We start from the raw sequence: 21,688 nt of genomic DNA, 5'->3' as shown, positions 1-21,688 counted from the left end.
CTTTTTTTTTAAGGGGGTTACAATCTAAAAGTAACTAGACCATAATCCATTTGAAAAACCTGACCCGAAATTGATCCTGCTTTCTCAGAAATGAGATAATCTGCCATTTGGGCTACTTCTTCAACCTTTAAATATTTTTTCATAGGATGCCGTTCCATCATATTTTCTTTCATTCTTTCATTCCGTAAAATAGAAGCAGAAAGTGATGTTTCTGTAATTGTAGGTGCTATTGCATTTATGCGTATTATTGGAGCCAACTCAGCACCAAGTGATTTCACTAGCCCTTCTATCCCAGATTTAGCTGTCGCAATACTGGCATGAAAAGGCATTCCCAATTTTGCTGCAACTGTACTAAATAAAATAATAGATGGATTTTTTCCTCTTTTTAAGCTTGGCAAATATTTCTGAATAACTTTTACAGCACCAATTACATTAATTTCAAAATCCTCTCTAAAATCCTCAATACTTAAGCTCAAAATAGGCTTAAGATTTATAGATCCTGGACAATAAATTAGAGAATCTATATTTTCAATCTCTGGTAATACATCTTTAAGTATATCAACTGAGAAATGAACTAAATTTGGATGAGAAATATCCGGCTTGGTTCTACTAATATTATAAACAAAATTATGATCTAATTGCTGTAGTAAAATAGCATTACCAATACCTTTACTTCCTCCGATAATTGCGATTTTTTTCATTGTTTAATACTTAAATTAAGCACGCTTTTTATAATAGCTAAAGATAACACTTGTTTAACTATTAATAACTAACATTAAACAAAAAAAAATATTCTTTTAAGCCTATTTACTATTTTCAAAAAACTTCAGAAATCTTGATAACTAGCTTCAATTTTTAAGCAAAACAATACTTTATCTGTTTTCTAATTTTTTTAATTTAAGTCTCCATAGATGAAGTTTATTAATCATTAAAAGCATTCTAATTATAGTTGAAAATACAATAATATTAATAGCAATCATTAAAGTAATTGAAATAAAAGACTTTAAAATCAATGCTATAAAAAGTAAGAATACAAAAATAGCACTTACCATGAGAGCTGTTTTTTTATGATTAAGTCCTGTACCAAGAAGTAAGTGATGTAAATGCGATTTATCTGCACTAAAAGGGGAATTTCCTTTTTTAATTCTTCCCATATAAACTCGCAAAGAATCGAAAACTGGAATGGAGAAAAATAAAATAAGTAATAAAACGGTATAGCTACTAGTATGCTCTCTACCCAACTCTTGTTTTTGCAAAAACTTTATTGCTTCGGTAATTAAAATGAATCCGATAAATAAGGAACCTGAATCTCCCATGAAAATCTTTTTCTTGCCTAAGTTAAATTTTAAGAAACCTAAAACAGCTCCAATAAATAATGCGCTTGAGAAAGCCAAGTTATAATCATTAAAATAAATAGCCATAAAAAAGAAAATTGAAAACCCTAATAAGGATAGCCCTCCGATTAAACCATCAACTCCATCCATAAGATTAAAAGCGTTGACAACACCTGTTATCATTAAAATTGTAACCAAATATTGTTGCCAAATTGCAATTTCATAAACTCCAAACACCCCATACAAAGATGTTATTCTTGTTCCTGAAAATGCAATTACAAGAGCCAAAAACAACTGTATAATCAACTTATATTTTGCACTTATATCTTTTTTATCATCAATAACTCCAACTATCAGTAAAACAATTGCTGTTATAAATATTGGAAAGTATTCTTTAAGAAAAATAACTTTAAAATTTGAAACAAAAATTACGATAATTACTGATAAAGCTATTGAAATCCCTCCAACCAAAGGCACTGCACTTAAATGAACCTTTCTGTAATTAGGTTTATCTACAAGATTTATTTTGATGGCAATATTTCTAATTATTGGAACAAAAATAAGGGTTAAAATCAAAGATAATAATCCGTACGATAAAATTTCAAGTATTGTTTTCATGATTGGTTAGTTTTCGTAAAATAAATTACTGTTATTTATGTGTAACAATTGAAATTCCTGCAAAAAAGAAGCATCCAGATTTTGTAATTCAGAAGTAACCCCCACTTTATTTTTAATTGAAAGAGCTTCTTTTATTAACAATTCATATAGATTAGAAATATTTTTCCAAGTATATCTTCTTTCAGCAATTAATGCCATTTCATTGGCCAGGCTTATTAATTTTAGGGGAGATAATGTACCCAATTCTTCAACTAAATCTTCTACAGATGAGAAATAGACTGCTTTACCTTCTGTAGTTGTAATATTATATGAAACTTCAAAAGCAAGAACAGGAAGCTTTAAATACATTGCTTCTACAAGAGAGGGGTTTGTTCCACCAGCTGAATGTCCGTGAATATATAACGTAGCGTTTCCTCTTATTAAATCGATTTCCCGCTGATTGTATATAGGGTCAAATAAATGAATATTGGTTACGTCTTTATACTTTTCTTTTAATTTTTGCCCATAATCACTATTATTCCAGTTCCCAACAAAAACTAAAGCCATGTCTTTTTTAATTTTAAATGCTTCCAAAACTAAGTGTACATTATTCTCTGGTTCAATTCTGCAGACTTTTACAGCATAGCTTGTTTTTAGAAAAGGGTACTTTTCGAAATCATCTGTTATTGGAGAGACTTTCATTGTATGATCTGCTCCATATTCAATAACACGACTTAAGGTTTTGTATCGCATTGCTGTGTAATCTTGTATTGATTCATTATCTGAGATATCAATATGTGAGTATTTAACAGCAATCATCTCAGACCACCACAAATATAGTTTTGCCAATAAAGACCATTTGTCTCTTTTCCATTCGATACCATCGATTGAAATTATAACTTTTTTATTAGTAAATAATCTAATAAAAGGGATAAGCCATGCTCCTGCCACACCTAAAATCAATAAAACATCATTTTTCATTAAGGCATGAAGTATAGAAAGAGAATCATAAGGAATACTTTGAATCCCATTTGCTTCTAAAGGAATATAGTGCAATTTTGCTCCTTTATAAGACACCAATTGCTCTTCTTTTTTATATTTCTTTTTAGAACAATAAACTGTAAAATCATACTTGTCTGATAAGTTACTTACTAAATGATCGGCAAGCGTTTCAAACCCTCCATATTTTGCTGGTAATCCTACTGTGCCAATGATGGCGATTCTTTTATTTTTCATAGCTCGTTATATTTAAAATATACTTTGCCAAAATCATACTAAAAATGCAACTTGCTGATTTACAAGTTATTATGACTGAAAAAGAATTTAAATTTTCCATATTTTGGATTTCAATTTATTTATTGGAATATTATTTCAGCTGCCTTTTTTTCAAATAATTCCAAATTAAACTGTTTACTCATCTCAAAAGCATTGCAACTCATCCATTTATACAATTCATTGTTATCCAAAAGTTCATTCAACTTCTCGGATATCTCATCAATTTTTTTACTTTCAATTAAATAACCATTTTTATCTTCTACAACAAGTTCAGTGACTCCGCCCACAGGAGGTACAATTGTAGGCAGACCATAAGCCATAGCCTCAAGAATTGTTAAGCCAAATGTTTCAACCCATAATTTAGGGTCAGACAAATTCAATACAACACTAGCTTCTCTATAAAATGGATGTGTATCTGTTTGCGTTGGATAAATAACTAAATTTTCTGGAAGTACTACATCATTAAAATAATGTTCAATTTCTAAGGTCGAAGCATTTACCACTAGCTTAAAGAGAAATCTTGAATTAGTCAGCGCTAATTTTAAAAATTCATCTACTCCCTTATAAGTCTTGAGCGAGCATATCATTAAAACGATTTTTTCATCTTTATTCCAGTTTTTATTAGCCATGGCCTGTTTTACAAAATCTTCTTCCAAAACATTATAAATCACTCTTTTTTTAATATTTACTGGTTCTTTATTTGCTAAAAAATTAGAAACATAAACAACCTCATCAGCAAATAAATTTAAAACTCCGAAAAGAAATTTCTTGAATACTATAGGTTTCATACTTGTTTCATGCACATGATAAATTACTTTATTACCTCTTATTTTTCCAGCAATGGCTGCTCCAAAAGGAAGTACGGTATTTATATAAACTACATCATTCTTTTTTAAACTAAATAGCAATTTAAAGGCAAGTAAAAATTGACTGCTCATAAGAAAAAGGAGTCTCAATAAAGGATTTTTCATAAATTTATACCAGTAAAAATGACATTTTACATCTGGTAGTCCAGACAAAAAACCTTCACGTCCACCGCAAGTGTATAAATGCAGTTCGAGATCACTTTTAGCCCATCCGGCAAGTAACTGCTTCAGCACTTTAGGACTTCCGCTGTAATCGTTTAATAAATGAATTGCGATAACTCTCATATTATAAATTATTATAAATTGCATTTAAATGCTCTCCTCTACTCTCCCATGTAAATCGCTCTATATAGCGTTTTCTAGAATTAGCGCTCATTTCTGAAAGTAATGTTTTACTCAAATACAATTTATTTAAAGCTTCTTTCAAATTAAAAATTGTTGAGCAATAATCTGAATGAGGAACTACAAAACCACATTCGGGTGTGATGTATTGCCCCGGACCAATGTTATCAAGGCATATTACAGGTAATCCATACGATAAAGCCTCTGCTACTACCATTCCTGCTCCTTCATGTGAAGGAAACATAAAAACTGTTGCTTTTTCATACAACTTCATCAGTTCTTTACGTTCTATCCATTCAATTATTTCAACATTATCTTCAATATTACTCTCAGCTATTATTTTTTCATAAAAAACTCTTTCTGGACCTGATCCTACTAATGTTAATTTACAATTGGCACGTTCTGATAAAGAAACAGAATCTAGAAACGTAATAAATGAACGAATAGTAAGGTCAAAACCTTTTAATGGCACAAAACGTCCGGCACTTATAACATGAAAGTTGCTTTCTTTATCATTATTCTCTGTAGTAAAATCTTCTGAAGCTACTGACGGAAACACCGAATAATTATTCCCACTAAGATTAAGTTTTTCTACCACTCCTGTGTTCATACACCATATATGACTTGCATTTTTTATAGTCTTTTTAAGACCTGCAGAGTAGTTCCAAAATAAATTCTTCACAAGCCAGGTAAGACGATCTTTGACAAAGTATTTGAATGAATACGGTTTTAAATATACACTTGGAATAAGAGGATGATGCCCTACTGGTCCCCAAACCATAGGTTTTTCTAGTTTCCATAAAAAACTTGGCGTCCAGTCATTATGAAAGTTTACATTATGAACTATATCAAAATTGAGTTTCTTACTTTTAACATGAGCTATAATTCCTTTTTGCCACATATAATAATACAGCATAGCACCGCGACTGCCTTTCTTCCAAAATCTCATCCAGTAAGGAAGATCAAAATATATAAAAGTAATATTACTGTAAATAACATCAGGATTTTGCAGCATATACAATTCAATTGCTTCTTTATTATTTTCTCTTGTAACAGCTATTACTTTATTAAAACGAGCAATCTGTCGTATAAAGTTCCATCCCATTCCGTCTTCTGATCCTTTATATGGATTTACGGCATAGCAACTTGCCAAAATAATTTTAGTGCTCATAATCTCGTTTTTAAAAGTTTAGAAGGTACACCTCCAATAATACAATCTCTAGGAAACGATTTAGTAACTACACTTCCTGCTGCTATAACACAACCTTCGCCTATTTCTACACCATCTAAAATGGTCACTTTGCTTCCAATCCAACAATTTTTACCTATTTTTATTCCTTTTCTGGTAACACCTTGATGTCTTATTAAAATATCTTTATGCTCATAATTATGATTCTCAGGATGACAACTTAAATATTGTCCTACTATACAATCATCACCTATTTCAAGACCTCCAGCTCCTCCTAGATATGCAAATTCTCCAATACCAACATTATTACCTATTATGATCCTGTCCCCTAAATTATTTAATGAAGTCGAAATAATTATTCGGCTAAAGGCTCCTATACTTACATTATTTCCAAACCAAATACCATTTTTACCCAAGGCCGAAATTGCTACATGATTACCTAATCGTAAAAACTTGCCCCAATGTATTTTTGAAGGGTTAAAAAATGTAACTGCTCTACCAAGCATAAGTCCTTTTGCCTTTTTGAAATAAATAAAAACAAATAATCCTCTGATAACTGCGATGCCTTGTATCCAGAAAAATTGCAATAACGCTAATGAATCTAAACTTTCATCAAACTTAAAAGTAGGATTACGAAGTTGTATTAGTTTTTGTAAAAGAGTTTTCATATTACCTATTAATTAAAGTTTGTAAAACAATATCTAGCGTCTGATCAATTTCTTTATTTTCGATTGTTTTATAAACTGTAGTGCTACTTATTTTATCCAGTTTACTAAAAAGGATACGATAGTTTGTAGTTAGTTCATTTATAACTTTCGCATCTAACTCTTTTTTTCGGCTAAGAATTGTTTCTGAATCTGCAAAAAGAAAAAAATTGAATTTAGGTTTCAGTAACAACTTATAGCCTAGGAATGCCATTTTTTTTGACAAAACAAGGTTGCTTCTTTTACTATCTTCTATGAAATCAAAATAGTAACGATCATAGATTACAACATATCCTCTGATAGTATATTTGATAAAAATAATAAACTGACCCAAAAAATAATCAGCATAATAATACATAAACCGAATTAAAGATGATACTAAACTTTTATTAGTTCCTGAATGCGGAAGCGTATTTTCAAAACTTCCTTGAGCTTTTTTCCCTCTAAAGAGAACGCTAATAATAGGCAATACCGAAGGGCGGTGGCGCAAAACAACTACTGGTTTTCTTAATTGTTTTTCTATCATAATTTTTACATTTTCAATTATAGTAGATTTACCAGCTCCATCAACTCCACTAAAAGTTATTACATATCCTCTAGAGAAACTTCTAAAAATAGAATCATACAAATAATAAAATAAGTTTCTAAAATAATAGATTCCTTTGTTTTGTTTATTCTTTCTTAGTATTTTAAGTAAATATTTTTTAGAGGAACAAACATCCTGCTGACTTTGAATAAAGTCATTCTCTTTCTGTTCTTCGTAGATTTTATATTTTTCAGGAATTGTCTCATTATTTAAAATATAAAATGCTTTTATATAAGTTTGGGTATCTTTAAAGCACAAACTTTTTACTCCAAAATTATTAATATAAGCATTTTTAATAGCTTTTTTTGCGTCCATAAAAACTATATTTCTTCTCTTTAATTCCCATATTAAATCGATTGATAAAATTGATCCATCAGTCATTACTAGCTGTAAAGTGTTCATAAATGATTTTTTATTTTGAGAAACTTTTACAACTAATGAATGGTTTTTAACTAATTTAGAGATTGATTCAGATAGATCTTTGTTCAGTAAAATATCAATATCTGAATTAACACTAAGTTGTTCAGGACTGCCATCATGAAATTTAATTGTTGCATATTCTTGATTTTGTAATGCATCAAAAACATCCATGATTACAAGTTCTCTGGCGGTTTTTGCTTTTATGACAAAACTATTTAAAGCATCATTCCAAACTTGTAATAACCAATCAACTTGTATGTGCCATTTATCTTGTGCTGCGTATATTTTTAAGTAGTTAATGCAGTTTATAAGAAGGTAATATTTTAGATATTTATGAAGTATCTCTAGATCATAATTAAATAAAAAGCTGGCAGATTCTCCGCTACATTGCTCTTTTATATCGATATAAATTTCTTTCCAGGATTTTTTGTCTATCAAGATTCCTTGCTGTATAATAAAGTGGAAATAATCAAATCCTGTAGATCTGTCAAAAGCAAATAATTCCCAATCATACAATGAAATTTTGTCTTCATTCTCAAACATATTCCATGATGTAAAATCACCGTGAGAAAGGGAAACATTAATATAATCTTCTTCAGAAACTGCATTTAAAAGCATTCCGATTTTTCTCATCATATTCATAGGAAGCCTACTATCTATAGTGTTAAAAAAGTCAAATTTTAAATCACTAAATAATTCCCAATCTTTAATTTGGATTAAATGCTGTCCTCTAAAATTCATTTCTGTTAGTGCTTTTAGATGAGCAATTCCTATTTTATTAGTACGTATTCCTCCACAAGTAATATCTGAAAGTTGAACTATATGCTCTGAAATTTGTTTTGACTCTGGTGTCTGAAAAAAATCAAAAGTTCCATTAGATAAAATCTTATGCTCTGATTTAATTAACCTTTTAGCATTGTCAGTAGTTGCTATTTTAAAGAATGATCCATCAGTATATAAAATAGCTTTATTATTAACACCAACAGTTCCTGTAAATAAAGCCCAGTTATCTGTACAATCAAAAAAAGTTTTTTCTTGTTTCTTAAAATAATAAGTCATTTTATTGAAAACTATTTTCTGCACTTTTAAGCCAAAAATGATTTTAACTGCCAAACTGAATATTTTAGCTCTAATACCTCCAACATTATAAAATTTCAAGAAAAGAGGTTCACTATCATTTGCGTTCCAAATCCATCTAATAGTTCCATTTATATTTTTAATAAATAGAACATCCTGAACTATATCCAGTTCACTATTTTTTTGATTAGAAATAGTGTATCCGATTTTGCTAAATATATTTTCCATAATAAAAAAGTTTTATTAATCACTATATTTGGAAAATCGTGCCTAAAACATAAACTACTATAAAACAGCTATTTATATAATATAAATTATTTTTAATTTCCATATTTTGGAAATAAAACATAATTTTGGAAAATTAATTATGTGACAAGATCGGGTCTTCTTTTCCTTAAATAAATTTTCTGTTGCGACGTAAAATGCATATTACTTTTAAAACAAACAGAAAAAATGATCATTTGATAAAACAAAATCCCATAATTACTTTCACCAAAAATTCCAAACTCGGTAAACGAATTTATTAAAACAGGAATAAGGATTCCGATGAGCATCAGACGATTTTCTTTATCCTCGTAGATGAATGCACGGAAAGTAAAAAATAATTGGAAAATGGCTATGCAAAGACCAATAAATCCTAAATTCATTAACACTTGCATAAAAGTATTGTGTGTCATCTTACCAGGATAAGTATGAACACTTTGAAAAAACTCTTTATAATCGATCCTCATATAACCAAAACCTAAAAGGGGTTCTCTTGGCAAGCCTTCGGTTATTAATGCTTGCCAAAAAGGCAATCGCCCAGTTAAGGTGAGTATTTCTTCCAATCGTTTTTGATCGCCTCCTTTTAAAATAATTTGATTTACTGCAAACGGAACTACCATGAGCACTCCGGCTATAATAGCTAGTTTTAATCCTTTCTTTTTAGTTTGATTGATATGAAAAAAAATAATTAAAAGTACTCCTATCAACGAAGATCTTGAGCCTGTCATGAATAAAGCATAAAATATTACAAGTATTTTTATTACTGTCCATGCTTTGCTTTTTTTTCTATATAAATCAAAAATAAGGCAGGCAACACCAACTCCAGCGAGCATTCCTAGCTCATTTGGATTCATCATTACACCACCCAATCTGGCTTCTTCTCCTCCATTGGTAAGCCTGAAAAACGTATCAGGATCGATCCACATTCCCACAACAAAAATGGTTTGTAAAACAAACACGGAATTCCCTAAAAGATGATAAAGTCGAATTGTATGCCCCTTAAAAAAGGCGTCTAATATTTTGATACTTTTGATAAAAAAGAAAGCAAAAACAAGACTTTGAAAAGTCATAAACCATTGTAAGGCACTAAAACCTGGATTTGTACTCCACATAAAGGATAAAAAACCCAATGCTAAATAACCAAAATAAAATAAGGGTGAAAATATATTTTTGTAACTTAAGGTGTTTACTGCGCCATAACGAATTATTTTATAATATATAGCAATCGAAGAAAGCATAAGTCCCATTCGCCCAACAACTTTTATGGCTCTAGTAATATTTACATTTTCACTCCATGTAAAAAAACAAGCTATCATAAGTAGCAAAACAATAAACATATAATTGTTTATTATTTTTAAAAAAGGTTCGTGGTTAAGGATTTGCTTTTCCATTATATTTGATATAAATCTGTATTGAATTTTAAGAGTAGTTCATTCCAATTGTAATTTTCTTTTACCATTTTTATAGCATTGCGCTGCATCTCAATAAATTTATCATGATTTTTATAGTCTAGAAAAATTTCACTCATAGCTGCTTCTAATTTTTTACTACTTTGGCTATAAATTGTTTTGCCCGAATTGTATTTTACTACTTCATAACCAATATTAGTTGCAGCTGTTACAATACAAGGTTTTCCGTAACTAGATGCTTCTATCACCGAGAGTGGCAAGCCTTCATTTCTTGAAGGATGAACAAAGACATCCATTTTCTGCAATAATTCATCCTTTTCCTTACCAAATTTGCTTCCGTAAAGAATAACACTATTATCTAATAAATTTTTGGAAATAATATTTTGTAGCTCATTTTTTTCTTTACTGTCTCCAATTATCCATAACATTGAAGAGGGTTCTTTAGCATGAAACTTTTTAAATGCTTTTACCAAAGTATCCAAGCCTTTCGTATAAATATCTAATCTGCCTATAAACCCAAAAACTATGTTTTCATCAGTAATCGTCTTTAACTCTATTGGCATGTTATTTTCAAAGCCATAGGGTAACAAAATGAATTTATCAGTATCAAATATTCTTTTTAAACCGTGTACCTCGCTTTTACCAATACAGTGAATTTTTTGAGCCGTTTGCAGTATTTTTTTTTCAAAAAAATAAAAATATATTTTCTTCAAAGTAGCACTCTTTTTCATAGCAATAACATTATAAGCTCCGTGGGGAGTAAGGACAAATTTTATATTATATCTAAAAAATAATTTTGCCAAAGAATAATATACTGGAATCCATCCTCCATGAAGGTGAAAAATTGCTTTGCCTTTTTTATTAATTATTGCCTGTTGAAGTTCTTTTGAAAAGGAAAAAGGAAAATTCATTTTTTGAAACAGATGTGTTTCAAAGTTTCTTTCTTCAAAATTTATTTCAAGATTATCAGCAATTCCCCAAACAGCAACTTTTTCACCAAAAAGCTGTTGTTTTGTAGCCAATTGATGAACTACTTTATTAACTCCGTTCATCCTTTGAGGATTTGCTTTTCCGAGAATTAAGTGAATTATTTCCATAATTGAAATTGCTTTTTGTTTAACTGATATTGCCAATACAAAATCATTATAATTTGATTTATAATTAGCCCTGTAACAGCACCATATAAACCAGAATATTTTAATAGAAAATGAAAACTAGCCAGCGAAGTAAAAAACGAAAGTAAATAGCCCATAAAGAAAACTTTATTCAGCATCAATACCCTAATCATGATTCTTATCGGGTATCCTAAAAAGATAAAGAAATAAAGAACAGCTACCATTTTTATTACATAACCATAATGTTCATATTTTAAACCTCCAGCCAATACTATAATTTGATCAGAAAAAACAAAAAATAATATTGTTAATATACCAAATCCAAAAGCACCTCCTATAGTTAATTTTAATAAATACTTCTTTGCAGCCGCACTATTTTTATCATATATCATGGCTATTTTAGGAAGGAAATAATTTTCTATTGTCTGTAAGCCAATATTTATGATTCCAAAAAATGATTGTACTAATCTTAAAGCACCCAATGCCTCGATACCCAGATAGATTCCTGAAATAAGAATAAAAAAATTACTTGAGCACCATTGTAATAAGGCTACACTCAACAGCCATTTACCTTGTTTTAAATGAGCCTCAAAAAATACCCTCCAAGCAATTGGTTTTTCATAATTCTTTATCATAAATAAAAAGCCTGGGAGCGTTGAAATTAAATTAATAATTCCAAAAATTAATAAAACCTCTGATAAGTCTAATTTCTTTAGTACTAAAAATAAAAAAGCTAGAATTAAGAATAGAATATCCATAAATAATACTCTTTTTATTTTGGATACTCCTAAAAGTAACTTTCTAAAAAAATCATTAATCAAAAATCCTATTGTAAAACAAATAACAGCACTTGGACTTATTTGAAACAAAATTCTATCTTTTAGAAAATGAAACATACCCGTTATTATTAGTAAAGGTATAATCAATAAAAAAAGTACGCCGAAAAATAAGGTTGTAATGTATTGCTCTTTATTTTCTGTTTTTGCAATAGTAACTTGAAACGGCTGAATGATTAAGGCATTATTGACACTTAATAAAAGATATGCAATCAATAAAACCGAAGAATATAAACCGAAACTTTTTATGTCTAATTTTTGGGCTATTACCAGTGTTAAACAAAAATTTGTACCACTAGTAATTACTTGATCTATGAGAACTAAAAAAGAATCTTTGACTAGTAATGTTTTTAGTGTGTACATTTTATAAACTTATTTATTTAAATATTTTCTATAAATATTCTTAGCACAAGAAAAAATACTGGGGTTATAGCCCGATTTATTAAGAATAAACGACATATTAGGTAAATGATATTCTTCTAGTAATAACTCAATGGCTATTATTGTTTTTTCAGCAGTTTTACGACTATCTAATACAACAAAATTTTGAGAAGCTAAACTCATAAACAATAATGCGAGCCTCCCCCTATTTATAGCTTGGTTGTGAATAATACACAACTCATGATTTGTCATTTTTTGTTCAATTTCATTTTTAAAAACAGATTGGATTGCACTTAAATATTTAGAGTCCGAAAAGTTGATATAGTTATTGTGATCTATTTGATTAAGAAACTCGCCAGTAGTATCAACAACCAATACTTTTCGTCCTTGAGCGCAGAAAGCCTCGATAAGATTTTTAGAATGAAACAAGTGTTCTCTTGTGTTATCGTAAGAACTAATTGTTATAATCCCTTTGTCTTGAACGAATCCTTTTAGCTCCATTTGTAATGCCTCTTTTAAAAAATGATCCTCAATATGGGTAGCAACTTTGATATATGGGGTTGCAATTGCAACGGGAATACTACTATTTTTTTCGATGGTATATATGTCATTGACTTTTGCTTTTGCAAAATGAACGATATATATTAATACTATAGACCCAAACATTCCCATTATAGCTGCAACTATAATTATTATAGATCGTATTGGTGAAACGGGAGTTGCCGAAATCTCGGCAGGACTAATAACTTTATGAAAAGCAATTTTAGCTGATTTTGCTATTTCTGCATCAATTCTTTTTTCATTGAGAAAATTATAGTTTTTTTCATATAAATTAAAATCTCTGTTTAGAATAGTTAATTTTTTTTCTTTTTCAGGAAGTCCTATAAAAGCTTTTTCAGATTCTTTAATTTCGTTTGAAAGTTCTGAATATTTTGTTTGCAAGTTGTTTTCTGTGTTTTTTATACTCTCTATCTGATAATCTGTCAAGTCTTTTAGTTTAGCATCTATTACTTTTACTTTTTCGTTCTCAGGAGTATAAGTAAGTAGTAGATCTTTTTTTTCTGCTTGTAAACTTTTCATATTTTTAACCATCTCTGTGGAAAGTAAATCTGTAAAGGCTTCAAAATTTGGTGCTAAATCTAAGTAACTCCCTTTTGCGTTAGCTATATATTTATTTAGATCTTTTATTGCATCAAGACTCATTTTTAAGTTAACTTTTTCTATTTTTAGCTGTGCAATTTTTCTTAAATCAGTCTCCGTTTCCTGGGGTATATTAATGATATGCTCTTTATCTTTAAAATTTTGAATATTATTTTCTGACGAAGAAAGTTTCTTATTAGAGCTGTTAATCTCTTTTTTTAAAAAATCAACAGTGGTATCTGCTGCTCTAAATTTACTTTCGATATAATCTTTTACATAAACTTCTGCTAATTTATTTACAAACAAAGCAGCCTTCTCTGGCACATTACTTTTAAGATTTATACGGATTACTGGCACATCTTTATCAACCGATACAATATCAAGATTCTTATTAATCTTATCCATTAATTTTTGTCTACTCAAAAACTCAAATTCATAGGAATCTATAACTTTTAAGTCTTTTTTTGATTTTATAAATAGTTCATTCAAATGGATCAAAATAATACCTCCATTAATTAAAAAAGGTTTACCAAAATAACCATTCATTCCTTTTTCTGAATCTGGATAATAGAATACAAATTCTTTATTTGAGATAATATCTAAACCATATCTTTTATCTAGTGCCTTTTCAGAGTTAAACGTGCCATCTATTAAAATTGGAGAGTTCCTAAACAACTCTACAGATCGTACACTCCCTTTTCGATATATTTCTTTATTAAATGGTAGCTCATCAAGTGTTTTTCCTATTAACAAACTTGATTTTAGAACTTCTATTTCTGTTGCTATTTTATTTGCAGAAGCAAAAACATCAAAATCTTTAAAAAGATTAGTACTAGGAACTCCTTCCTGAACATCAGCTAGTTTTAACTTGGCAGTACTTTCATACATAGGTGTTACATAATTAAGATACTTTTTTGCTCCTAATATCGAAATTACTACTGTGAAAATTATAATTGGTAATCCTCTAAAAAATGGCTTTAGTATTCGTATATTTTCGTTCATAAGACCTTTTTATAATATTCCTTTAATTATTGCTGCGGCACTTATAGTTGTTGCCAATGGAATTATAGTAGCTATTCTTTTATCAAACTCTTTATTCTTTTTTGAAGGAACAATAACAATGTCACCTGGACGCAATTGTATATTGGTATTTACAATATTGTTTCCAAGTGTAAGATCTATACTGGTAACCCTCACGTTTTCTCCTTCTTGTCTTAAAATTTTAATTAATTTTAAATTGGCATAAAATTCAAATCCACCCGTTTTACTAATCATTTCTAAAAGACTAACATGGTCCTTGTCTATTGAAACTGTATTTGAATTTCGTACTTCTCCTAAAACAATAATCTCTTTATTGAGCACTTTTATATCTACAATTGGATTAATTAACCATTTTTTTAAATCATTTTTAATCATTTCTTTTAGCTCTGGAACTGTTTTATCTAGTACGTTTATTGTACCTATTTTAGGTATTTCAATAGCACCATTTGTATCTACCATTAGCCATTTTCCATAGACTTCATTTGAATTGTAAATTCCGTAAACTGAACCAACACTTAAATTATCCTCTCCCCATACAGAGATTGATATTTTGTCGTCTTTTCGTATTTTATATTGATAATTGGGATCGTATAAAAAAGATTTATCATCATTAACTTTTGCATCACTTACTAGTAAATTTTGTGTTTTACAGGAACAAAAAAGCAGCGCCATTAAAAAAAATGCAATAAAACTTTTCATAGTAGGTATATTTAGTTAAAAAATGGATAGCAAACGCTTAATTAGACCTGGGCATACTTTTTTTAATTCCTCCTTGATAGCAATTATTTTAGTAATAATTACTGCTATTTTTTCATTAACATCATTTCCTTTTATTACATAATCAAAAGCACCAAATTTTAGAGCATCAACAGCAGTTTTTATATTTTCCTGCCCTGAAATCATGATTACATAGATATTAGGGTTGTAGCGTTTAATTTTTTTGAGCACTTCAAATCCTGTAATGTCTTCCATATTATGATCCAGAAAAATAATATCTGGATTTTGATGTAAATTATTAATACAATCACTACCATTAGAATAGTGTGTAATGTCACTATAGTTCATATTGATGAGATATTGATTATATACATTCGCACAAAAAAAATCATCATCTACTATAAAAAATTTAAATTGAGTTTTAGTTTCCATGTTATTCTTTTTTTTTATTGATAACATATAAGCTAAAGTTAAGCCAAAAACACAAACAACTAAAAAACAAGACCTTACAACAACAAAAAACTAATATATTTTCCGTTTTATAGAATATTTTCCAAAAAATGGAAAAAACAATTCTAAATTTCTCCTTTCAATTGTTCTATAACAGTGAGCAATGTGGATTTTATTTGATAAAATAAATTACTAATCTTTTCTTTGTCTTTACCTTCTTTAGTTATTTTTTCCAAAATTTTAATATCCTCAACACTACTTACTATTCCCATGCCTTCAATACTAGGTTTGATCTTGTGCATAAGTTGGCTCAATATTAAAAATTCACCCGAAGAGAGCGCTACTTCTGCATTAGGTATTACCTCTTTTATCTGATCAATAAAAATTATAATCATTTTTGTAATAAACTCAGGGTTTCCTCTACTAATACTCTCTAAAATTTTTAAATTATAAAGTTTTACCTCTTTTCCTTTATTAGAATTATCAGCTATCTCAGATTTTTTATTCGTAAATCGGGAAATTGTTTCTATTAAATCAAACTCCTCAAAAGGTTTAGTAATATAGTCGTCCATACCTGCATTTTTACATTTATCAACTTCACTTTTAAAAGCATTTGCCGTAAGAGCAATTATAGGGGTTTGTAGTTTTAATTCTTCCCTTATTTTCATAGTTGTCTCAATACCGTCCATTTCAGGCATTTGTACATCCATTAATATAATATCAAAACTTTTATTTTTTAAAATTTCAATCGCCTCAATACCATTGGTCGCTTCGGTAACAATACAATTAAAATAATTTAATGAATTAATAGCAACCATTCTATTGATAATATTATCTTCTACTAATAAGACATTTATACCAGCAATATCAATATTAATTTCATTTTGAATCTTTTTAATATTATTAATATTCCCTTTTTCTAAATCAATTACAACGTTAACAGTAGTGCCTAAACCTTTTTCACTTTGTACATTAATTTTACCATTCATTAGCTGGATTAGTTCTTTAGTAATAGCCATACCTAAACCTGTACCACCAAATTTTCGGGTAATTGCTTTATCTTCCTGTGAAAATTTATTGAAAATATTTTCCGCATAACCTTGTTCCATGCCAATTCCTGTATCTACAACAGAAATTTGTAGCCTTTGAAAAGCTTTAGTATCTTTTAGAACTTCGCATTTCAAAAATATTTTTCCTTTAATAGTAAACTTTAAGGAATTTCCAATTAGATTAAATAACACTTGTTCTAATCTCAAAATATCTCCTTTTAAAACGCTGTGAACATCTTTAGAAATATGCGAAATTAACTTCAATCCTTTTTTCTTTGCAAGAGGCTCAAGTACATTAATAACGTTCGTAATTGCTTCTTTAAAAATAAAGTCTTCTTCTTCAAGTGACATCTCTCCCGCTTCAATTTTAGAAATATCTAATATATTATTTATAATTGATAACAAATGTTTTGAAGCTACTGTGCTATTCTCAACGTATTTTTTTTGTAAATCGGTTAATTGTTGTCTTCCTAATTCTCTTAAAAAGCCAATTATGCCATTAAGAGGAGTACGTATTTCATGACTCATATTAGCTAAAAAAGCTTCTTTTGCTTTAGATGCTTGTTCAGCCTTAATTTTCTCATTTTCAAGCTCAATTTCCATTTGTTTTTGCTCTGTAATGTCTAGATGAATCCCTATAGAACCTACTAAATTACCTTTATCATCATAATTAGGTGCTCCTCCAATGGCCCACCATCTTAATTCTCCCCTTTTATTTTTTACGGGCATTTGATAAACATCTGATAAACCTTTTTCTCGCAATTTATTCTTAGTATTCATCATTTCGATATTCTTACCAAGAACAAATATTTTTGAAGGATTCAAACCAATAAGTTCTTCAACTTCAAATCCTGATATAGTAGCAAAACTTTGATTTGCATATTGGATAATTTCATTAGTATCTACTTCAATAAGACCTAAGTTCATATTAGCAATAATGTTACGATATTTCTCTTCTTGAAACTTTAATTTAGTTTCTACTTTTTTTCTCTCTGATATGTCTTGAATAAAAGAGCAGAAAAATACTTCACCATTCTGTTCCAATGGTATAATTGATATTTCAACGGGAAATTCGTGTCCACTATTATTTATTGCAGGTAGTTCGATTTGCTTATTCAAAATAGGTCCTTTACCTGTTTCTTCATAATATTTAAGTCCCTTTGTATGGCCTTTTTTATGACGTTTCGGAATTATGGTTTCATTTAATGTTTTACCTAAAACCTCTTCTTTTTTCCATCCAAAAATAATTTCGGCTTGATTGTTCCAAAAAGTTATTTTTCCAATACTATCTATTGTTACTATAGCATTAAGTGACGAATTCATTATAATACGATTACGTTCTTCACTTTGCTTTAATAAATTTTTACTTTTAATTCTCTGAGTTACATCTGTTGATTTCCAAAGGTGTCCAATACACTCATCGTCAACCATAATTGGTATATAGTCTCTTTCAAAAAAGCGATTATCTAAAGTTTCTAGTATTTCACCAGTTACAATTTCTTTATTAGATAAAATTTCATCAATTCTATTCCTATAAGCTTCGCTATCTTTAAATAATAACTGAGCATCATTTAGATATTCCGTTGGTTTTTTTCCTATCATCTCCTCTGGGGAAGCTTTAATATTACGGATGTCACATAAATACTGATTAACAAATAAGATAGTATCATTATTATCTACAACTAAGATACCCGATTGCAAGCTTCCCAATAATATTTTTAAAAATTGGGCAGTCTCAAATAATTTTTTTTCAGTCTCTTTTCTTTTTGTTATTTGCTCGTTTAAATATTTTGAAATAAAAAGGAGATCATTTTTTTCATTTTCACTTATAGATCGATACCCTTCGTCCAATTCTGTAAGGCTTTCATATAACTTTAAAATAGACTCTTGTTTTAATTCATATTCTTTCTTTAAACTCTGATTTACTTCATTGTATTCATTTTCACTTACTTTAAAAGAATGATCCATTAAATCTTTATCTCTTTCAAATGACAAATATGAGTCGTTAACCGTTTTTATAAAAGACTGAAAATCTGGATGATTTTTAAGCTCATCAGTTATATTTTTATTGATTTGTCTTTGTAAAAGTTTATGAATTTCCATAACTAGTCTATTTCATTTATACAAGTAATAGTCATTGTTTGGTTATGAAGTATGCATTCTCCAAAAGGTTTTAGTGGCGAAATCTCTCCATAGGAATAAAAACCAGAAAGAATCGTATTATTTCCGAAAACATCTGAAACGGCTTCAACTTCTTCATCAATACGGGTTCCGAGGATTAATTTTCTTCCTACGCAACTTATTAAGAGCGCTAGTTTTGGACTAAAACTATTTACTTCTAAGCAAGAAGATGCAGCATCACTTGCAGCATCAATTAATCTGTCAAAGTTTGCCTTCATAAACCGCACTTTACTTCCCTCTGGAACATCACCCGCAAAAGTCATCGTTTGATTCATTTCATCTATAGATAAAATAGTTCTAACAATAGGTTCATCTACTTCTTCAATCTTAATCGACAACGGAAAAAGTAAAGCAGAACCAGGTAATTCATCAGCATATTTTCCTAAATAACTTTTATAAAGATCTAATACATTTTTACCATCAATTTCATATAGAACATTGCTTTCCGATTTTGTAACTATCCTTTCTAATCCAAAACTTTCCCAGCCACCCAAAGAGCCATGAGATACCAATAACTTCTGTCCATAAAAACCAATAGCTATAATTTTACCTTGAGTTGGTCGGGCATTCAATCCTACAACAGTCTTTTCAAATTTTGCAGCATCGCCAGCAAGGCCACCCACAATTAATACTTTTTCTCTTTTTACAGCATTCATGCCATTTACTAACTCACTCCCATTAACTTTTCCTCCATCAGATAACACAAGAACTAATTTTAAGTCCTCCTGAACAAATTTCTCAATTAAGGAAGAACCAGCCTCAAAGCTATTTTTAAAATCTGTTATATCTACTTCATAAGTTTTAATTACTGTCGAGGAAAATTTAATTGCAGTAAGAGATATTGTATCATCAAGAACTTCATTGTCATAAATCTCCCCAGCTGAAGAACATAATATTAATTGTGAAGATGGAAATTTATTTTTCAATTGATCGAAAATTGCATCATCAGAAACTAAATCTCTTGATCCAAAACCTAAAACTAAGTCGGAGTCAGTAAAATCTAAATTATCATTATTTAATTCTCTTACAAAAGAATTGTTTTCAAATAAAACTGTGGCTACTTTCATTTAAATCATTTTTTTTAGTTTGACCCGCTTGAATTAAATTATAAATTGTAGATTTTCCAATATCTAATTGTTTGGCCGTTTTTAATACATCTTCATTATTCTTTTTTAAGTAATGCAATATAATTTCAGAAGTAAACTCCTTTAATGTTTTATCTTCAGACAAGAAAAAATCGGTATCATTTATTGTGTCAAAAGTTAAGTCTTCTACACAAATTTCATTGCTCTCACACATAACGCAAGCAAGATCTATTATAGATTTGAGTTCTCTTATATTTCCCGGAAATTTATGTTTTAGGAGTTTTTCTCTAGCTTCTTTGGTTATAGTAATTGTTTTCAATTTATTTTCTTTAACAAACAAATCGATAAAATGTTTTGACAAAAGTAAAATGTCGTTACCTCTATCTCTTAAAGGTGGTAATTCGATTGGCAAACCAATAATTCTATAATACAGATCTTCTCTAAATGCTCCCTTTTTAACCTCTTCTTTTAAATCTTTATGAGTTGCAATAATTAACCTGGCATTAAACTTAATAACTGCCTTTCCGCCAAGTCTTGTAACTTCGCGTTCTTGAATTACTCGTAGTAATTTACTCTGAAGATTTAAATCTAGCTCGGCTATTTCGTCTAAAAAAATAGTTCCACCATCGGCTTGTTCAAATTTTCCCATATATTTTTGATCTGCACCAGTAAAGGCTCCTTTTTCATGTCCAAAAAGCTCACTTTCGACCAATTCTTTTGGAATGGCAGCCATATTTAATGCTATAAAAGGCTTATTTTTCCTCTCTGAATTGTAATGAATTGCTTTTGCAACAATCTCTTTACCAGTTCCTGTTTCTCCAGTTATAGAAACATTTATATTAGTACTTAAAGATTTATTTATTTTATTAAAAACAGCTTTTATTGCTTCACTTTGTCCTATTATAGTATTTTCAAAACTAAACTTTTGCTCAAGTTTTTCCTTCAGTTCTTCGACTTCATTTATGAGATTTAAGTTTTCTCTGATTTTAATAATTGAATTCCAAAGCAACTCTTTTGTGTGATTGCTTTTTACAATGTAATCCTTTGCACCAGATTTTAAAAAATCAACAGCTACTTCGATTTCTTCCTGACCACTTATAATTATAATTGGAATTTGATTATTTGTTTGTTGAATTTTTTTAAGAAGTAAATCACCTGTTATATCTGGTAATCCAAAATCTAAACAAATTATATTAGGACTCTGAAATAAATTATCCAAACATTCTTTTCCCGTTTTAAATAAAAAAACTTCAAAATCAGGATTTAACTTAAGGTGATACTTTAAGGTTTCTCCAAAAAAAGGGTCATCTTCAACTAAAAAAATTTTGAATAATTTCATAAGTATCTGTTTGTTAAAATTCGATATATTCTATACCAAATTACAAAAAAAAACTCTATGTCGTTAATTTTCAATTATATATTTATCGATTACTGTATGAAAAAAATTCCAGATCATAAAGAAAGAAAACTTCATTGACAATGCGTTTGCAAAAGGTCCTGTCACAACTATTTGTAAAGTTCTCGAATATCCGAACGTTCTAAATTTATGCTGCCAGTTTGCAAAACATATTAAATATAATTAATTGATAATCAGCTAACCATATATATCTTTATAAATATCGTAAAAAAT

The 21,688-nt window shown here is 29.2% G+C and carries 16 protein-coding genes; all 16 read right to left on the bottom strand.

What is annotated here, in order from left to right; translation table 11 throughout:
• Window positions 1–17 precede the first annotated feature (17 nt).
• Window positions 18–701 carry an SDR family oxidoreductase gene (locus tag IUY40_RS15845; RefSeq protein WP_195737837.1) on the bottom strand — a complete coding sequence of 228 codons (684 nt, stop codon included), beginning with the start codon at window positions 699–701 and terminating at the stop codon, window positions 18–20.
• A gap of 171 nt (window positions 702–872) precedes the next feature.
• A complete protein-coding gene (locus tag IUY40_RS15840) occupies window positions 873–1,952 on the bottom strand; it encodes an MraY family glycosyltransferase (protein WP_195737836.1) in 1,080 nt (359 codons plus the stop codon).
• Between the two features lie 6 nt (window positions 1,953–1,958).
• Window positions 1,959–3,167 carry a DUF1972 domain-containing protein gene (locus tag IUY40_RS15835; RefSeq protein WP_195737835.1) on the bottom strand — a complete coding sequence of 403 codons (1,209 nt, stop codon included), beginning with the start codon at window positions 3,165–3,167 and terminating at the stop codon, window positions 1,959–1,961.
• Window positions 3,168–3,286: 119 nt separating this feature from the next.
• The gene (locus IUY40_RS15830) at window positions 3,287–4,357 is read right to left on the bottom strand and encodes a glycosyltransferase family 4 protein (RefSeq protein ID WP_195737834.1); all 1,071 of its coding nucleotides are present in this window, start codon (window positions 4,355–4,357) and stop codon (window positions 3,287–3,289) included.
• 1 nt (window position 4,358) lies between these two features.
• The gene (locus IUY40_RS15825) at window positions 4,359–5,585 is read right to left on the bottom strand and encodes a glycosyltransferase (RefSeq protein WP_195737833.1); all 1,227 of its coding nucleotides are present in this window, start codon (window positions 5,583–5,585) and stop codon (window positions 4,359–4,361) included.
• Window positions 5,582–6,271 (bottom strand): acyltransferase, encoded by a 690-nt coding sequence (locus IUY40_RS15820; RefSeq protein ID WP_195737832.1) that lies wholly within the window; start codon window positions 6,269–6,271, stop codon window positions 5,582–5,584. Before IUY40_RS15820 ends, IUY40_RS15825 begins: the two co-directional genes overlap by 4 nt.
• Before the next feature lies 1 nt (window position 6,272).
• Window positions 6,273–8,618 (bottom strand): hypothetical protein, encoded by a 2,346-nt coding sequence (locus IUY40_RS15815; protein ID WP_195737831.1) that lies wholly within the window; start codon window positions 8,616–8,618, stop codon window positions 6,273–6,275.
• Window positions 8,619–8,755: 137 nt separating this feature from the next.
• Entirely contained in the window at window positions 8,756–10,045 is a 1,290-nt protein-coding gene (locus IUY40_RS15810; RefSeq protein WP_195737830.1) for an O-antigen ligase family protein, read from the bottom strand.
• Complete coding sequence (locus IUY40_RS15805) at window positions 10,045–11,160, bottom strand: glycosyltransferase family 4 protein (protein WP_195737829.1); 1,116 nt, start codon at window positions 11,158–11,160, stop codon at window positions 10,045–10,047. The genes IUY40_RS15810 and IUY40_RS15805 overlap by 1 nt, the downstream gene beginning before the upstream one ends.
• Window positions 11,151–12,377 carry a hypothetical protein gene (locus IUY40_RS15800; RefSeq protein WP_195737828.1) on the bottom strand — a complete coding sequence of 409 codons (1,227 nt, stop codon included), beginning with the start codon at window positions 12,375–12,377 and terminating at the stop codon, window positions 11,151–11,153. The genes IUY40_RS15805 and IUY40_RS15800 overlap by 10 nt, the downstream gene beginning before the upstream one ends.
• Window positions 12,378–12,386: 9 nt before the next feature.
• Window positions 12,387–14,537, bottom strand: coding sequence for a GNVR domain-containing protein (locus tag IUY40_RS15795; RefSeq protein WP_195737827.1), 2,151 nt, complete (start codon window positions 14,535–14,537; stop codon window positions 12,387–12,389).
• A gap of 9 nt (window positions 14,538–14,546) precedes the next feature.
• Window positions 14,547–15,275 (bottom strand): polysaccharide biosynthesis/export family protein, encoded by a 729-nt coding sequence (locus tag IUY40_RS15790; RefSeq protein ID WP_195737826.1) that lies wholly within the window; start codon window positions 15,273–15,275, stop codon window positions 14,547–14,549.
• A gap of 15 nt (window positions 15,276–15,290) precedes the next feature.
• Window positions 15,291–15,725 carry a response regulator gene (locus IUY40_RS15785; protein ID WP_195737825.1) on the bottom strand — a complete coding sequence of 145 codons (435 nt, stop codon included), beginning with the start codon at window positions 15,723–15,725 and terminating at the stop codon, window positions 15,291–15,293.
• A gap of 143 nt (window positions 15,726–15,868) precedes the next feature.
• On the bottom strand, window positions 15,869–18,895 hold the full coding sequence (locus IUY40_RS15780; protein ID WP_195737824.1) for a PAS domain-containing hybrid sensor histidine kinase/response regulator: 3,027 nt from the start codon (window positions 18,893–18,895) through the stop codon (window positions 15,869–15,871).
• Window positions 18,896–18,897: 2 nt separating this feature from the next.
• A complete protein-coding gene (locus IUY40_RS15775; protein ID WP_195737823.1) occupies window positions 18,898–20,040 on the bottom strand; it encodes an FIST N-terminal domain-containing protein in 1,143 nt (380 codons plus the stop codon).
• On the bottom strand, window positions 20,015–21,397 hold the full coding sequence (locus IUY40_RS15770) for a sigma-54 dependent transcriptional regulator (RefSeq protein ID WP_195737822.1): 1,383 nt from the start codon (window positions 21,395–21,397) through the stop codon (window positions 20,015–20,017). Before IUY40_RS15770 ends, IUY40_RS15775 begins: the two co-directional genes overlap by 26 nt.
• Window positions 21,398–21,688 lie beyond the last annotated feature (291 nt).

This window comes from Flavobacterium sp. ALJ2, from assembly GCF_015594725.1.
In the GTDB taxonomy this organism is placed as follows: domain Bacteria; phylum Bacteroidota; class Bacteroidia; order Flavobacteriales; family Flavobacteriaceae; genus Flavobacterium.
This window is presented reverse-complemented; position numbering and strand designations above follow the sequence as displayed.

Coding starts and splice junctions, on each gene's coding strand:
- IUY40_RS15845 (WP_195737837.1), bottom strand. CDS start 701: ATGAAAAAAATCGCAATTATCGGAGGAAGTAAAGGTATTGGTAATGCT.
- IUY40_RS15840 (WP_195737836.1), bottom strand. CDS start 1,952: ATGAAAACAATACTTGAAATTTTATCGTACGGATTATTATCTTTGATT.
- IUY40_RS15835 (WP_195737835.1), bottom strand. CDS start 3,167: ATGAAAAATAAAAGAATCGCCATCATTGGCACAGTAGGATTACCAGCA.
- IUY40_RS15830 (WP_195737834.1), bottom strand. CDS start 4,357: ATGAGAGTTATCGCAATTCATTTATTAAACGATTACAGCGGAAGTCCT.
- IUY40_RS15825 (WP_195737833.1), bottom strand. CDS start 5,585: ATGAGCACTAAAATTATTTTGGCAAGTTGCTATGCCGTAAATCCATAT.
- IUY40_RS15820 (WP_195737832.1), bottom strand. CDS start 6,271: ATGAAAACTCTTTTACAAAAACTAATACAACTTCGTAATCCTACTTTT.
- IUY40_RS15815 (WP_195737831.1), bottom strand. CDS start 8,618: ATGGAAAATATATTTAGCAAAATCGGATACACTATTTCTAATCAAAAA.
- IUY40_RS15810 (WP_195737830.1), bottom strand. CDS start 10,045: ATGGAAAAGCAAATCCTTAACCACGAACCTTTTTTAAAAATAATAAAC.
- IUY40_RS15805 (WP_195737829.1), bottom strand. CDS start 11,160: ATGGAAATAATTCACTTAATTCTCGGAAAAGCAAATCCTCAAAGGATG.
- IUY40_RS15800 (WP_195737828.1), bottom strand. CDS start 12,377: ATGTACACACTAAAAACATTACTAGTCAAAGATTCTTTTTTAGTTCTC.
- IUY40_RS15795 (WP_195737827.1), bottom strand. CDS start 14,537: ATGAACGAAAATATACGAATACTAAAGCCATTTTTTAGAGGATTACCA.
- IUY40_RS15790 (WP_195737826.1), bottom strand. CDS start 15,275: ATGAAAAGTTTTATTGCATTTTTTTTAATGGCGCTGCTTTTTTGTTCC.
- IUY40_RS15785 (WP_195737825.1), bottom strand. CDS start 15,725: ATGGAAACTAAAACTCAATTTAAATTTTTTATAGTAGATGATGATTTT.
- IUY40_RS15780 (WP_195737824.1), bottom strand. CDS start 18,895: ATGGAAATTCATAAACTTTTACAAAGACAAATCAATAAAAATATAACT.
- IUY40_RS15775 (WP_195737823.1), bottom strand. CDS start 20,040: ATGAAAGTAGCCACAGTTTTATTTGAAAACAATTCTTTTGTAAGAGAA.
- IUY40_RS15770 (WP_195737822.1), bottom strand. CDS start 21,397: ATGAAATTATTCAAAATTTTTTTAGTTGAAGATGACCCTTTTTTTGGA.